The 15,510-nt window shown below is 71.5% G+C and carries 11 protein-coding genes and 1 riboswitch; of the genes, 2 read left to right on the top strand and 9 right to left on the bottom strand.

What is annotated here, in order from left to right; translation table 11 throughout:
• The first annotated feature begins 57 nt into the window (after window positions 1-57).
• Window positions 58-777, top strand: a complete 720-nt coding sequence (locus QOZ89_RS32750; RefSeq protein ID WP_071054007.1) for a hypothetical protein — start codon at window positions 58-60, stop codon at window positions 775-777.
• A 193-nt stretch (window positions 778-970) separates the two neighbouring features.
• Here the strand turns inward: QOZ89_RS32750 and QOZ89_RS32745 are convergent, their stop codons facing one another.
• Window positions 971-1,717: a peptidoglycan-binding protein gene (locus QOZ89_RS32745; protein ID WP_071054008.1), complete on the bottom strand. Its 747-nt coding sequence runs from the start codon at window positions 1,715-1,717 to the stop codon at window positions 971-973.
• 7 nt (window positions 1,718-1,724) lie between these two features.
• A riboswitch (cyclic di-AMP (ydaO/yuaA leader) is annotated at window positions 1,725-1,906 on the bottom strand.
• A gap of 384 nt (window positions 1,907-2,290) precedes the next feature.
• Here QOZ89_RS32745 and QOZ89_RS32740 point away from each other — a divergent pair.
• On the top strand, window positions 2,291-2,554 hold the full coding sequence (locus tag QOZ89_RS32740; RefSeq protein WP_312627533.1) for a hypothetical protein: 264 nt from the start codon (window positions 2,291-2,293) through the stop codon (window positions 2,552-2,554).
• 13 nt (window positions 2,555-2,567) lie between these two features.
• Here QOZ89_RS32740 and QOZ89_RS32735 read toward each other — a convergent pair whose 3' ends face one another.
• From QOZ89_RS32735 to QOZ89_RS32700, 8 genes are all read right to left on the bottom strand, one after another.
• On the bottom strand, window positions 2,568-3,407 hold the full coding sequence (locus QOZ89_RS32735; protein ID WP_312627531.1) for a response regulator: 840 nt from the start codon (window positions 3,405-3,407) through the stop codon (window positions 2,568-2,570).
• Window positions 3,404-6,268: a sensor histidine kinase gene (locus QOZ89_RS32730; protein WP_312627529.1), complete on the bottom strand. Its 2,865-nt coding sequence runs from the start codon at window positions 6,266-6,268 to the stop codon at window positions 3,404-3,406. Before QOZ89_RS32730 ends, QOZ89_RS32735 begins: the two co-directional genes overlap by 4 nt.
• A gap of 165 nt (window positions 6,269-6,433) precedes the next feature.
• A complete protein-coding gene (locus QOZ89_RS32725; protein WP_241842400.1) occupies window positions 6,434-8,479 on the bottom strand; it encodes an amino acid permease in 2,046 nt (681 codons plus the stop codon).
• Between the two features lie 712 nt (window positions 8,480-9,191).
• A complete protein-coding gene (locus tag QOZ89_RS32720) occupies window positions 9,192-10,103 on the bottom strand; it encodes a potassium-transporting ATPase subunit C (RefSeq protein ID WP_312627527.1) in 912 nt (303 codons plus the stop codon).
• A gap of 1 nt (window position 10,104) precedes the next feature.
• A complete protein-coding gene (gene kdpB / locus QOZ89_RS32715; protein ID WP_312627580.1) occupies window positions 10,105-12,315 on the bottom strand; it encodes a potassium-transporting ATPase subunit KdpB in 2,211 nt (736 codons plus the stop codon).
• 302 nt (window positions 12,316-12,617) lie between these two features.
• A complete protein-coding gene (gene kdpA, locus QOZ89_RS32710) occupies window positions 12,618-14,345 on the bottom strand; it encodes a potassium-transporting ATPase subunit KdpA (protein ID WP_071054012.1) in 1,728 nt (575 codons plus the stop codon).
• On the bottom strand, window positions 14,346-14,435 hold the full coding sequence (gene kdpF / locus QOZ89_RS32705; protein ID WP_071054013.1) for a K(+)-transporting ATPase subunit F: 90 nt from the start codon (window positions 14,433-14,435) through the stop codon (window positions 14,346-14,348).
• A 278-nt stretch (window positions 14,436-14,713) separates the two neighbouring features.
• Window positions 14,714-15,301, bottom strand: a complete 588-nt coding sequence (locus tag QOZ89_RS32700; protein ID WP_131804228.1) for a hypothetical protein — start codon at window positions 15,299-15,301, stop codon at window positions 14,714-14,716.
• Window positions 15,302-15,510: the final 209 nt, after the last annotated feature.

Raw genomic sequence — 15,510 nt, 5'->3', positions numbered from 1 at the left:
GGACAATTCCGCGATCCGGTCGAACCGTCCGGCGGCAGCCGGGGCAGACTGGGCCGCATGGGTACAGGGGAGCCCTCCGGGGAGTACTCGGGCCAATATCAGCCGACGGGCTGGTACCAGGGCTACCCGCAGGCGGGCCAGAACCAGCCGTATCAGCAGCAGTACCAGCCGCCATACCAGCCTCCGTACGAGCAGCAGAACCAGCAGCCGTACGCGCCGCAGTACCAGCCGGCGACCGGATACCAGTGGGCTCCGCCGGAAGGGCAGGTCCCGCCGGCTGGCCAGAACCCCTGGTACCAGTCGGCCGGCCGCCAGCCGTCGCCGTCCCCTAGGCGGCCCTGGCTGCTGCCCGTGCTGGTCGTCGGTGGGCTGGTCGTTGTCGCCGGCGTTGTCCTCGGCGTGCTGAGACTGGTCGGCCATGACGGTGGCTCGGGCGAGACCACGGTGCCGAGCGCCTTCGTCGGAACCTGGTACGGCACGGTCGGCGGCGCCGAGATGTCCCTGGACCTCAAGGACGGCAAGGTCGGCGACATCGTCGGCGCGACGACGTACGCGGGCGCCTGCACCGAGACGGTGACGCTGCTCGAGGTCGGCGACGACTCGTCAGTCCGCGTTCACGAGGCGGCGCAGCCGGGCGACGAGGTCTGCACCGACGAGGACATCACCCTGATGCTCCAGGGGTCGGGTCGGTTGAGCCTGCACTATGAGTCGCATGCGGGAAGTGACCCGGATGGGACGGTCATCCTGACGCGAAACGGCGGAGGCAGGGCGACCTGACCGTCGGTCGGGGCGGACGGGAGCTGAACAGCGAAACCGCCCTGACCTCGACAGGAGGGAAAGGTCAGGGCGGTTCCTGGGCTCCCGCGCCCGGAGGGGGAAGAGGCGCGGGAGGGCGTGAGTGCCGGCGGGCTGGCCGCATTGCTCACCCACCGGCGGGATTCCGACCGTCCGACGACGGTCGGGGCCTTGACTAGCCGAACAGAGCCTTGTGGGTCTGCGGCCCGACGACGCCGTCGACCAGCAGGCCGTGGGAGGCCTGGTAGGCGCGCACGACACCGTTGGTCTGCGGGCCGAAGTAGCCGTCGACCCCGACCGTGTAGCCGAGGCTCGCGAGCTTCTGCTGCAGCTGGCGGACCGCGTCCAGGTAGGTGGCGTGGTTCGCCGCCTGTGACAGGTACCAGGCATTCGCCGGGATCGCCGGGGCCTTGGCCAGGGAGACCGGGGCGGCGAGGACAGCGCCGCTGCCGACGGCGTTCGCGGCGGCATTGCCGCGCGCCAGGTAGGCGCGGTAGGCACCCTTGGTGTAGGTGGTCCAGGCGCTGGGGCCGGAGCCCTTGCAGACCTGGGTGGCGGCCCATGCGTTGGTCGCCGGGTCGTAGAGGTCGCGGCTGCCGACCCAGCCGGCGTGCGCCCGCATGTTGATCTGCCACAGGCCGCGCGAGTCCTCGCCGACGGTGGCGTGCGCGTAGCGGTTGCCGCTGGACTCGGCGAGTGCGATCGCGACCCAGGTGGCGAGGCCGACGCGGCAGCTGTCGAGGCCCGCGGAATGCGCGTAGGCGGCGATCTGAGAATCCGAGACGATGGTGGAGGCGGCGCTGGCCGGAGAGGCGCCGGCGAAGACGGCGGCGCCGGCGGTGGCCGTCATGACACCGGCGGCGACAACAGCGGAGCCGCGGCGGCGGACAACATTCTTCTTACGATGACGACCCTTGCGCATTGTTCGAGATATCTTTCCCGCACGCCTGTGAGGTTAGCTGTCGGGTTCGGGCCGGGAAGCCCGGCCGGTCATTTTCGGGCGCGTTGAACAAGCGCCTTGAATGGCCGACTTAACCCCGAGGGCTGGCGCCACGTGGCGCCAGCCCGGAGGAACGTGGTTCCCCCATTTCTGCCCTGGCGATCTCTCGGAGGGGGCACTGGGCCGGGGGCAGAACTCGGCGTCCGGACCGGTGCTTGCAGCGAGCGGAGCAACCGTAACTAGCTACCCGCTGTAGTCACAAGCTGGTGAACTGGGCAGATGTCCGGCAGGTCTGTCACGCAGCGTGCAATACCTTGTGGCAGTGCGCTTACTGGTAGCTAATTGTGACCAGCGTCACAGTAATTGACGCGAAATTCGGGGAACAAGAGCTGGTTGCCGCGCGAATCATTGTCGCGGAGCGGCTTTTGGTGGTCACTTGTCCCGCTTGTGGCCCGCCGCGAGCGGCGCAGATCAGATGCGCCGCGTAATGCCTGGCCGGACTTCCCTCTGGTCGAGCAATCGCCTGTCGCGGCGTGTTCCGGTCGTTGGGTCGCCGTGGTTGAGGTCACAGCGGGTGACCTGGGCTCGTCGGCCGTCGAGGAGTGCGTTCGTGCGGGCCATTTCCTGAACACACCGGAGGCGGCTGATGGCGATTACCTCTACACGTACGGCACCCCGCCTGGCGACAGCCTGCTGTCGGCCCTCCTGGAGTACGTCAGCACCGACACGGCCAAGAACCTGCTCCGCGGCGAGGGCTTCACCCCGTGCGTCGACCGCGACAAGAACCTCATGGCCACCCTCTGCGCCACCCGCCGCTGATCCCCCGCCCGGCTCAAGGCTGGAAGCGGTAGCCCATGCCGGGTTCGGTGAGCAGGTGGCGGGGGCGGGCCGGGTCGTCCTCGAGCTTCTGGCGCAGGCGGTTGAGGTAGGTGCGCAGGTAGTGGGTCTCGGTCTCGTACCTCGCGCCCCAGACCTCGGTGAGCAGCTGGCGCTGGGTGACGAGCTTGCCCGGATGGCTGACCAGCACCCTGAGCAGACCCCATTCGGTCTTCGTCAGGTGGATCTCGTCGGCCCGCTCCTCGCCGGCGGCACCGTCGCCCACGTCACCACCGGCACCGCCGTCGGGCGAGACGCGCCCGGCGGTGCCGTCAGGGCCGTCCGCGTCGTCGTCCGCATGGCCCGTGCCGTTCGCGCCGCCCGCGCCGCCCGTGCCGCCCGTGCCGTCGGCGGAAGGCCAGGCGCGGGTGACGCGGTGGGCGGCGAGGTCGACGGTGATGTGGCCGAAGCGGACGATCGGGCTCGCCCCCTGCTCGCCGCCGCGGCGGCCGACCGCGCGCAGCCGGGCGAGCAGCTCGTCGATGCCGAACGGCTTGGTGATGTAGTCGTCGGCGCCGGCGTCCAGGGCGCCGACCTTGTCGCGGCTCTCGGCGCGGCCGGACAGGACCACGATCGGCACCCGGGTCCAGCCGCGCAGGCCGTGGATGACCTCGACGCCGTCCATGTCCGGCAGGCCGAGGTCCAGGATGACGATGTCCGGGAGGGCCGACGCGGCGGCGGAGAGGGCACCCGCGCCGGTGTCGGCGACGACCACCTCGTAGCCGCGCGCCCGCAGGTTGATCCGCATCGCGCGCAGGATCTGCGGTTCGTCGTCGACGATCAGCACCCGCGTCATCGGACGCTCCCGGCGTCTCCGCCGCCCGCCGCCGCGCCGGGCCCGTCATCCCGCCCGGGCCCGTCATCCCGCCCGGGCCCGTCATCCGGCCCGGGCCCGTGTTCGATCCGGGGTTCGCCGTCCGCGTCGGCGGGGAGGTCGATGACCATCGTGAGGCCGCCGCCGGGGGTGTCCTCCGGGGTGAGCGTGCCGTCCATCGCCTCGATCAGGCCCCGGGAGAGCGCGAGGCCGAGGCCGGTGCCGGTGGTGTTGTCGGTGTCGCCGAGGCGCTGGAACGGCTGGAAGATGGCGTCCCGGTCGGCTTCCGGCACGCCGGGGCCGCGGTCGACGACGCGGATCTGCACCCGCCCGCCGAGCGTGCTCGTGGTGATCAGCGGCGGAGTTCCGGCCGGCGAGAACCGGATCGCGTTCGCGACGACGTTCGCGACCACCCGTTCCAGCAGCACCGGGTCGGCCCGGATCGCGGGCACCTCAGACACGTCGCCGACGTCGCCGATCTCGTCACGACCATGATCCGCGGGCTCGGTGCCGATACGGACTCCGGTCGCGTCCGGGCCGATGCCGTCGAGCGCGAGCGCGACGACGTCCTCGGCATGGACCGCCCGCGGGAACACCGACAGCACCCCGGCCTGCAGCCGGCTCATGTCCAGCAGGTTCTCCACCAGCGCCGTCAGCCGGTCGAGCGACTCGTCCGCCGTCGCGACCAGCTCGGCGCGCTCCTCGTCCGACCAGGCCACATCCTGGGCACGCAGCCCCGTGACGGCCGCCTTCGCGGCGGCCAGCGGCGCCCGCAGGTCATGCCCGACGGCGGTGAGCAGCGCGGAGCGCACCCGGTCGGCCTCCGCGAGCGGCCTGGCGCTCGCCGCCTCCTCGGCGAGCCGGAGGCGTTCGGTGGCGGTCGCCGCCTGGGCGGCGAACGCGGCGAGCAGCCGCCGGTCGGCGGCCGGGAGCGGACGGCCGCGCAGCGCCAGGGTGAACCGGTGACCGGCCGGCACCTCGACCTCGCCCTCCGACGGCCGCGTGCACGGCCGGTGCCCCACCGACGCGACGACCCGCCAGCGCTCCCGTCCCGTCCTCGCCTTCGCCGGCTCCGCGGCCGCGCCGGCCGTCGTCGACGGCGTCGCCGGTCCGGTCCGGGCGTCCTCGTCGGGTGAGTAGGACTCGAGCAGCGCCACGGACGTCATCCCGAAGCTCTCACGCGCCCGTTCGAGGATCGCGGGCAATGGGTGCTCGCTGCGCAGCACGGTGCCGGCGAGGGTGGCCAGGGTCTCCGCCTCGGCGCTCGCCCGAGCGGCCTGGCCAGAGCGCCGGCGGGCCAGGTCGACGACCCGGCTGACCGCGACCCCGACCGCGACGAACACCACCAGCGCGAACGTGTTGTTGTGCTCGGCGACCGTCCAGTGGTGCAGCGGCGGAGCGAAGTAGTAGTTCAGCAGCAGCGACGAGGCGACCGCCGCGGCCAGCGCCGGCCAGATCCCGCCGACGACCGCCACCGCCACCACGACCAGCAGGTAGAGCAGTATGTCGGACGTCAGGTTCAGGGCGGAGCGGGTCGCCGCCGCCACCGCCGTGAGCGGCACGAGCGTGGCCGCCGCCAGCGCGAACCCGGCCAGCTGGCGCCGGTACACGACCCTGTGGTCGCCACTGTGGCCGGGGCCGGGGCCGGGGCCGTGGCCGGGCGCGCCGGGCCGGTGAGGCCGGCGACCGCCCGCCGGCTCCTCGCCGGTGGGCCGCCCGCGGCCGCTGGCGGCGCTCGACCGTTCGTGGGTGACGAGGTGGACGTCGATCGAGCCCGAGCGGGCGGTCGTCGTGACGCCGACGCCGCGGCTGAGCACCTGGGCGAGCCGGCCGCGCCGGCTCGCGCCCAGGACGAGCTGGGTGGCGTTCTCGGCCCTGGCGAAGTCGAGCAGCGCGGCCGGGACGTCGTCGCCGAGAACCTGGTGGTAGCTGCCGCCGAGGCTTTCGACCAGGTCGCGCTGGCGGGCCAGCGCCGCCGGGTCCGCGCCGCTGACCAGGCCGTCCGGGCGGCTGACGTGGACGGCCAGCAGGTCGCCGCCGCCGGGGAAGCGCGCGGCGATGCGGGCCGCGCGCCGGATCAGGGTGTCGCCCTCGGGTCCGCCGGTGAGTGCGACGACGACCCGCTCCCTGGCCTCCCAGGTCGCGGTGATGCCATGGTCGGCGCGGTACCTGTCGAGCTGTTCCTCGACCTGGCCGGCGACCCAGAGCAGGGCGAGCTCGCGCAGCGCGGTGAGGTTCCCGACCCGGAAGTAGTTCGACAGCGCGGCGTCGACCTTGTCGGCGGCGTAGACGTTGCCGTGCGCCATCCGGCGGCGCAGTGCCTCGGGGGCCATGTCGACCAGCTCGACCTGGTCGGCGGCCCGGGCGACGGCGTCGGGGACCGTCTCTCGCTGCGGCACCCCGGTGATCTTCGTGACGACGTCGTTCAGTGACTCCAGGTGCTGGATGTTGAGCGTGGTGACGACGTCGATGCCGGCGGCGAGCAGCTCCTCGACGTCCTGCCAGCGCTTGGTGTTGCGGGCGCCGGGAACGTTGGTGTGCGCGTACTCGTCGACGAGCGCGAGTGCCGGCCGGCGGGCGACCACCGCGTCGACGTCCATCTCCGTGAACTCGCTGCCCCGGTGCCGCAGGACCCGCCGGGGGACGGTCTCGAAGCCCTCGGACATGTCGGCGGTGAGCGGGCGGCCGTGTGCCTCCACCAGGCCGATCACGGTGTCGGTCCCGCGCCCGGCCCGCCGGTGCCCCTCGGAGAGCATCGCGTAGGTCTTGCCGACCCCGGGCGCCGCGCCCAGGTAGATACGTAGCCTTCCCCGGCGCGGACCGTCGGCGGCGCCCGTCGTCATCAACTGCTCGTCTCTGCCTGGTTGTTCAGGCATGTCTGGCTGTCTCGGTGTGGTGGGCGATGGGTCGTGGGGGCGGAGGTAGTAGGTCATGGAGATGGGTGGCGCCTCGGCGTCCGGTGGACTTCATCGCCGTTGGCGGGGGCTTGAACCGTCCATGGGCGGGTGTCAACCGACGTGGACGGCGGGGCGGCGCGAACGGTCCGGCTCGGCCTCGCGCAGCACCTCACGAGTGATCGGGGCGACCTCGCCGACGCCGAAGAACAGGAAGCGCAGCAGGTTCGTGAACGGGTTCCCCTCCGTCCACTCGAAGTAGATGTGCGGGCGCGCGCCCGTCAGGTCGCGCAGGTAAAGCATCAGCGCGGCGATGGCGTTCGGGACCGACGCGCTGGTCAGCCGCAGCACCCGGTAGCCGTGCCGGTCGACGCCCATGACCGACAGCGCGCCCTCGAACTCGGACGCGTCCGTGATCGAGACCTCGACGTACAGCAGCGGGTCGCCGGCCGGCACGTGGGCGTCCCGGCGGACCTGAGCCTCCTTGTCGCGGTACTCGGCCTCGTCCCCGGAGTCGGGCTCGTTCGCGACCAGCCGCAGGTGCCCGCCCGGCTCGCCGTCGTGGCCGAGGCAGCAGGCCTCGGCCACGAAGCGGCGGGCGATGTCGTCCATTCGGATGTCGGTCACCCGCAGCTCGAACGCGCGCACCGAACGGGAGGCGAACGAGACGAGCAGGATCGTGATGATGAAGATCGACGCGATGATCAGACCGTCTGGCCGTTCGAAGACGTTCGCGATCGTCGTGTAGATGAAGACCGCCGTGATCATCCCGAAGGTGACCATCCGTCGGGTCGAGCGCCGCCCATCCGCGTCGCGCCGCATGCACGACAGCGTGACGGCGAGCGAGGCCGACGTGATGAGCACCAGCACGCCGGTCGCGTACGCCCCGCCCTGCTTGTCGACGCTCGCGTCGAACACCCAGGTGACGAGAAAACCGATCCCGACGAATATCAGCACCAGCGGGCGGACGGCCCGGGTCCAGCGCGGGGCCATGCCGTACCGGGGCAGGTAGCGCGGGACCAGGTTGAGCAGGCCGGCCATCGCGGACGCGCCGGCGAACCAGAGGATCGAGATGGTGCTGACGTCGTAGACGGTGCCGAACGCGCCGCCGAGCAGGTCGTGGGCCAGGTAGGCGAGCGCGCGGCCGTTGGCCGGCCCACCGGTGTCGAAGTCCTTCTCCGGGATCAGCCACACCGTCACCAGGCTGGTGCTCAGCAGGAACACGCTCATGATCACGGCGGCGGTGGTGAGCAGCCGGCGGGCGTCCCGGATGCGGCCGCGCGGGTGCGCCTCGGTGTCCTCGGGATCACCCTTGATCAGCGGCATCACGGCGACGCCGGTCTCGAAGCCGGACAGGCCCAACGCCAGCTTGGGAAACACGATCAGCGCGAACCCGACGAGCAGGAACGGGTTGGGATGTTCGTTGACGAGCAGCTGGTGCCAGTCGCTGATGACGTGCGGCTCGCCCACGACCTTGGCGAGGGACACGGCCACGACCACGGCGTTCAATGACAGGTAGATCACGACGAGGATGACCGCGATCCCCACCGCCTCGGTGAAGCCGCGCAGGAACACCGCTCCCAGCAAGGCGAGCAGCACCAGCGTGATGATCATCGACTCCCCGTGCAGGACGCTCGGGGTGTACGGGTTCTCGACGATGTGGGCGGTCGCGTCCGCCGCCGACAGGGTCATCGTGATGATGAAGTCGGTGGCGGCGAAGCCGAGCAGCGCCAGCACCAGCAGCTTGCCGGCCCACCACGGCAGGAAGCGCTCCAACATGGCGATCGAGCCCTCGCCGTGCGGGCTTTCGTGCGCCACCCGCCGGTACACCGGCAACGCCCCGAACAGGGTGAGCAGCACGAGCACCAGCGTCGCGATCGGGCTGACCGCGCCGGCGGCGAGCACCGCGATGCCCGGCTGGTAGCCGAGCGTGGAGAAGTAGTCGACGCCGGTCAGGCACATGACCCGCCACCACCGGTGCCGCCGGTGTTCCTCGGCCGGCTGGGTGTGCGGGCCCGCATGCTGCTTCGACTGGTCCGCCAGCCCCTGCAACAGCCAGTTCCGCAGGTCCTGCCGGTAGCGGGCGGCCCGGGTCGGCGGCTGGCCCGCCCGCGCCCGTCCGGGCGGCCGCCACGAGTCCCATCCCTCGGGCGGCACCATCGCGGCGGACCCAGCCTGGGCCCGCGGCTCAAGGGGTGGCTCAAGGGGTGCGGACTCGGTCTGCGTGGAGGCGTCCGATGGCCCGGCTACCTCCGAGGAAGAGCCGGAGTGCGTCGCATTCGTGCGTTCGGCCGCCTGCGCGGCCTCGGGACGTGCGCCTGCCTCTACCTGCCCGTTCGCGGGCGCGGGCGAAGGCGCGGGCGTAGGCGCGCCGTCCGGTGCCGGCCCTCCGTCCGCATGGCCGCCCGCGGTCCCCGGGGGAGGTGTGCCCACCTTGTCTGGCGCGCTTCCAGGAACCCTCGGCCGCGCCGTCACCGGTACCTCCGTCGCACGTCATCGCCCGGCGACCCCGGCCGCCGGGCGAGCTGGGCCGGCCCGTCCGGCGCTGTGGTCCTGACCGTGCCACATCGTGGGGTCGGCAGGTGCCTCCGAAGATCCTTGTTGACGGTTTCTTGACACCCCCGACACCCCCGAGCCGGATGCACGGCCTCTACGCTCACCCGACGGCCGCCTCGCCGCCGCGCGCCGCGCCGGGGGCGGCACCCGTGGGAACTGCCACGCCGGCCCGCATACCCTCGCGACGATCATCTATTCGTCCGTGCGCGCCGAGATGCCCATGATCTCGGTCCAGGCGTGCCCATATGGGACAAATTGGGCAGGCCAGGACCTGGGTCGCCATCGTGGGGGCGGCCCAGGCTCTACCCGTCCCTGGTCAGCCGGCCGCGGGGGCGGAGGGCTTGCTGACGCGGTCGAGGGCGGAGTTCAGCTCGACGACGTTGACTGTCGGCTCACCCATGAACCCCAGGGCACGGCCGGTGGTGTGCTCGTCGACCAGTTTCGCGACGACGGCCGGGTCGAGGCCGCGGTCGTGGGCGACCCGCGCGACCTGGAGGCGGGCGTAGGCCGGCGAGATGCCCGGGTCGAGGCCGCTGCCACTGGCGGTGACGGCGTCGGCCGGTACGGCGGGCGTCGCCGGGGCGTCGCCCCGGATGGGCACGATCTTGCCGGCCGCGATGTCCTTGCCCGGTTCGCGGCAGCTCACCGCGACGCCGTCGTAGGTGGCCTGGAACGGCGTGGCCGGGCAGACCTCGTTGACACTGACGACCCGGGTGACCGCGCCCTGATAGCCCTGCTCGGCGTAGAACACGGCGAGTACCGCGCCGACGCCGGACGGCGCGCAGTACGGCCGCGAGCCGTCGACCCCGTCCGCCTCGCCGACCGCCTTGCTGCGCGCGCAGACCTGGGTGAGCAGGCTCTGGCGGCTCTCGTCGTCCGCGGTCGCCGGGTCGTCCGGGGTGTCGACGATGTCCTCGGGGCCGAGGTTCGACGCGCTGGTCGACGTCGGGTCGTAGCCGTCGCCGGCGGCGGACGGCCGCGGCTGGAAGTAGCCGGGCAGCGGGTTGCCGTCGGCGTCGGTGGTCAGCTGGCCGATGAGCCGCGAGCCGACGACGGTGCCGTCCGCCGCCTTGATGAGCGAGCCTTCGGCCCTGCCGTGCAGCCCGGGAATCTGGGCCACGGCGAGGAGCGCGAACGGGTAGGCGAGTCCACAGATGACGGTGAGTACGAGCAGGGCGCGCAGCGCGGCGAGGTGCTGGCGGGCCCAGCTCGGAAGCCGGATGACCATGTCAAATCCCCGGGATGAACTGGATGATCAGGTCGACGATCTTGATGCCGAGGAAGGGGGCGGCGAGGCCGCCGACTCCGTAGACGAGCAGGTTGCGGCGCAGCATCGACGACGCGCTGGCTGGCCGGTAGCGCACGCCGCGCAGGGCGAGCGGGACCAGCGCGATGATGATCAGCGCGTTGAAGATGACGGCGGACAGGATCGCGGACTCCGGGCTCGCCAGCCGCATGATGTTGAGCTTGTCGAGGCCCGGGTAGATCGCGGCGAACATCGCGGGGATGATCGCGAAGTACTTGGCGACGTCGTTGGCGATCGAGAAGGTGGTCAGGGCGCCGCGGGTGATGAGCAGCTGCTTGCCGATCTCGACGATCTCGATGAGCTTCGTCGGGTTCGAGTCGAGGTCGACCATGTTCCCGGCCTCCTTGGCGGCGGAGGTGCCGGTGTTCATGGCGACGCCGACGTCGGCCTGGGCGAGCGCCGGGGCGTCGTTCGTGCCGTCGCCGGTCATCGCGACCAGCTTGCCGCCCGCCTGCTCCCGCTTGATCAGGGCCATCTTGTCCTCGGGCGTGGCCTCGGCGAGAAAGTCGTCGACGCCGGCCTCGTTTGCGATGGCCCTCGCGGTCAGCGGGTTGTCACCCGTGATCATCACGGTCCGGATGCCCATGGCCCGCAGCTCGTCGAATCGCTCGCGCATTCCCTGCTTGACGATGTCCTTCAGCTGGATGATGCCGAGGACGCGGGTCCGCGGCTCGCCGGCGACGCCTGGCGCCGGTGCGACCCGTTCGGCGACCACCAGCGGCGTGCCCCCGGTCGCCGAGATCTCGTCGACGGCCTCCCGGACACCACCCGGGACCGTGCCGCCCTCCTCGTGCACCCAGTGCAGCACGGCCGCGGCGGCGCCCTTGCGGATCGATCGGCGCACGTACACCCCGTCCGCCCCGTCACCGGTGACGGGACCGTCACCGCTGCCGTGACCGCCGTGGTCACCGGCACCGGCACCGTCACTGGCGCCGTCGCCGGTGCTGTCGGTCAGATCGACGCCGGACATCCGGGTCTGCGCGGTGAAGGGGACGAACCGGGCGTGTCCGAGCTCGCCGGGGCTGCGCTCGCGCAGTCCGTGCCGTTCCTTGGCCAGGACGACGATGGAGCGGCCTTCGGGCGTCTCGTCGGCCAGTGACGACAACTGCGCCGCATCCGCCAGCAGGTCGGGCGTGATCCCTCCGAACGGGAGGAACTCCGACGCCTGCCGGTTTCCGAGGGTGATCGTGCCGGTCTTGTCCAACAGGAGGGTGTTGACGTCGCCGGCGGCCTCGACGGCCCGGCCGGACATGGCCAGCACGTTGCGCTGTACCAGCCGGTCCATGCCGGCGATGCCGATCGCCGAGAGCAGCGCGCCGATTGTCGTCGGGATCAGGCAGACCACCAGCGCGACCAGCACGATCCCGGTGACGCCGTGGGCGTCCAGCGCGCCCGTGTCGCCGACGCCCGGATGCTGGGCGCGGGAGAAGATCGCCAGCGGCTGCAGCGTGGCCACCGCCAGTAGGAACACGATGGTCAGGCTCGCCAGCAGGATGTTCAGCGCGATCTCGTTCGGCGTCTTCTGCCGGCTGGCGCCCTCGACGAGCCGAATCATCCGGTCGATGAAGCTCTGGCCTGGCTTCTGGGTGATCCGCACGACGATCTGGTCGGAGAGGACCTTCGTGCCGCCGGTGACCGACGACCGGTCGCCGCCGGACTCGCGGATGACGGGCGCCGACTCGCCGGTGATCGCCGACTCGTCCACGCTCGCGACGCCGGCGACGACGTCCCCGTCGCCGGGGATGACCTCGCCGGCCACGACGACGACGTGGTCGCCGAGCAGCAGATCGGGCGCGGGCACCCGCTCGGCCTGGCCCGGGTCTACCGGGGCGCCCACGCGCCAGCCGGCCAGCCGGTGGGCCACCGTGTCGGTCCGGGTGCGGCGCAGGGTGTCGGCCTGCGCCCGGCCGCGGCCCTCGGCGACGGCCTCGGCGAGGTTCGCGAACAGCACGGTCAGCCAGAGCCAGGCGACGGTGAGCCAGGCGAACACCGTCGAGTCGGCGATCGCCAGCACCGTCGAGAACACGGCGCCGACCTCGACGACGAACATCACCGGGTTGCGCCACAGCGTCCGCGGGTCCAGCTTGCTGGCCGCCTCCGGCAGCGAGCGGATCAGCTGCGCCGGGTCAAACATCCCGCCGGCCCGTCGTGCCGGCCTGTGCGAGCCGTCCACCCCGTGCGGGCCGGTCGCGCCGCGTACGCCGCCACCGCCGCTGGCGGGCGTGTCACCTGTCTTCATGGCCTTTTCCATCGCGGTCGTCTGAGGAGTCGACGTGGTCCCATCGGGCCTGGACCCGGCACCGCCCGGGGTTCCTGCCGGATCCGGGGTTCCTGCCGGATCGACGGAGCTTGCGGACGGGGTTCCTGCCGGATCGGCGAAGCCGATCTGGGAGGTCGTGATCTGGGAGGTCCGGGAGTCGATCTGGGAGGTCTGGCTCACTGGTGGATTCCTTCGGCGAGCGGGCCGAGCGCGAGCGCCGGGAAGTAGGTGAGCGCGACGAGGATCAGCGCGACACCGGCGAGCATCCCGACGAACTGCGGACGGTGCGTGGGCAGCGTCCCCGCCGAGACCGGCACCGGGCGCTGCGCGGCCAGCGAGCCGGCCAGCCCCAGTACCAGCACGATCGGCAGGAACCGGCCGAACAGCATCGCGAGGCCGAGCGCCGTGTTGTACCAGGTGGTGTTCACCGAGATGCCGGCGAACGCCGAGCCGTTGTTGTTGCCGGCGGAGGTGAAGGCGTACAGCACCTCGGAGAGGCCATGCGGCCCGGAGTTGAGCATCGACGCGCGCTCGCCGGGCAGCGCCATCGCCACCGCGGTGCCGATCAGCACGACCGTGGGCGTCGCCAGCAGGTAGAGAGCGGCGAACTTGATTTCTCGCGCACCGATCTTCTTCTGGAGATACTCCGGTGTTCGGCCGATCATCAGCCCCGCGATGAACACCGCGACCACGGCGAGCATGAGCATTCCGTAGAGGCCGGAGCCGACGCCGCCGGGCGCGACCTCCCCGAGCGCCATGTTCAGGATGAGTGTCGCGCCGGAAATGCTGGTGTACGAGTCGTGGAAGGAGTCGACCGCGCCCGTCGACGTCAGGGTCGTCGCCGAGGCGAACGTCGCCGACTGCGGCACCCCGAATCTGCTCTCCAGACCCTCGGTGGACGCGCCGACGGCCTGCGGGACGGTGCCGTGGTGGGCCATCTGGAATCCCGCGTTGATCGCGAGGCTGCCGATGGCCAGCACCGCCATGACCGCGACGATCGCCAGGCCCTGGCGGACGTTGCCGACCATCTTCCCGAACATCCGGGGCAGGCTGAACGGGATTACCAGAATCAGGAAGATCTCGATCCAGTTCGTCCACGAGGTCGGGTTCTCGAAGGGGTGGGCCGAGTTCGCGTTGTAGAACCCGCCGCCGTTCGTGCCGAGCTCCTTGATGGCCTCCTGGCTCGCGACCGGCCCGCCTGTGATCGTCTGCTGGCCGCCGACGACGGTGGCGAACGTCCGGTTGCCGTGCAGGTTCTGGATCGCGCCGCCGGCGACCAGCACGATCGCGAAGACGAAGCTGACCGGCAGCAGTACCCGCAGCGTGCCGCGGGTCAGGTCCACCCAGAAGTTCCCGAGCGTCGCAATGTCGCTGTCCGAGGCCTCCAGAGGCGCGGAGGAAGGAGACTCTCGCACCTCCTTCGGCCTTGGGCGGGACCGGGCGAACCCCCGCACCAGCGCCACCGCGACCGCCATGCCGACCGCGGCCGACACGAAGTTCTGTACCGCGAGCCCCGCCATCTGGACGAGGTGCCCGACGGCCGACTCACCCGAGTACGACTGCCAGTTCGTGTTCGTGACGAAGCTGACCGCGGTGTTGAACGCCTGGCCCTGCTCCATCGCCGGCATGCCGAGGCTGAGCAGCAGGTGGTTCTGCAGCCGCAGGAACCCGTAGAGGAACAGGACGCCGACGGCCGAGAACGCCAGCACGGAGCGCAGGTACACCGGCCACCGCTGCTCGGAGCGGGGACTGACGCCGACGAGGCGGTAGACGACGCGTTCCGCCCGAGTGTCACGCGGGCTCGTGTACACGTGGGCGAGGTAGTCCCCGAACGGGCGGTAGACGAGGCAGAGTGCCGCCACCAACGTGGCGACGAAGAGGACCCCGGCCCAGCCGGCGCTCATTTAGAACCTTTCCGGGAAGAGCAGCGCGGCCACCAGGTAGCCGGCGACGGCCACGACGAGGATGAGGCCGGCGAGATTCGCGGCGCTCATAGTTTCTCCACCCCGCGGGCAATGACCGCGAGCACGACGAAAGACGCGATCACCACCGCGACGAAGACCAGGTCGGACATGGCTTACAGCCCACTTTCTGGGTCTACCTTCCGTAGAGGACAGACCCACTGGAACGGTGTGGCCAGGGCGAGATCCACCCTTGCCGGAATGAATCGTCCCGGTCTCGGAACCGCTGTCACATCATGGGGCGGGCCCGGAGGAGCGTGATCCCTGTTGACGCCCTGTTGACGGCCTCCACCGGGGTTTCTACACCGCTTTTACGACCCGGCCTGACCATGTGTCCCGGGCCACTGCCGGTGTTCGGCGGGGACCGTGGCCGAAAAACATCCATTGTCAGATAACGTGGAAGAAGATCGAGGTAGCTCGATGGAACGGTGACGGGTGGCGTAAAGGAGGGTGGCGAGGCCATCGGCGGCGGAGGCCAGCCGGGCGCGGCGGCGAGCGGGCCAGGTCACCACTCGGCGCGTCATCGTGGGCGTGACGGCCGCGCCGGCCAGGAGCGCCAGGGCGATGAGCCCGGAACGGCCGGGCGCGGCCAGCTGGCCGTCGTCGCGGACGACCATCCCGAGATAGAAGGGCCAGGCAAGCACGCCCGCCAGTGCCGCCCCCGAGATGGTCGCGCGCCAGGCCACCAACGCCACGAAGCAGCAGAGCACCGCCAACCCGACGTGACGGGCCGCCGGAACCCAGACGAACACGGCGGCGAGCACGAGAACGCCGATGAAGGTGATCGCGAGCACCGCGGCTGTCGGCACGGCCTCGGCCGAGATCACTTCGACGTCGGCCGCGCCGTGCCCGGCCGACGCCGCCTCGGGAGCCGGACAAGAAGCTGCTCGTGACCGCATGACCGCCTCCGATGCCCGGGCGCCGCCGGCCGCGCACGGCGCGGCGCTGTCGTCACCTGGCCGGTCGGCCGCGCGGGGGGATCCGGGCTGTGCCAGTCTGCGATCCGCCCAGCCAGGCTCCGTCCACCATTTCTCCGCCCGCACCCCGTTCGCCCGGCCGTGCACGAGACGTTGACGCGTCTTCGCCCGATCTCAACGCCCCGTATACG

The sequence above is a fragment of the Pseudofrankia coriaricola genome (assembly GCF_032027725.1).
In the GTDB taxonomy this organism is placed as follows: domain Bacteria; phylum Actinomycetota; class Actinomycetes; order Frankiales; family Frankiaceae; genus Pseudofrankia.
Note: the sequence above shows the minus strand (reverse complement) of the source record. Positions and strands in the feature narration are given on the sequence as shown.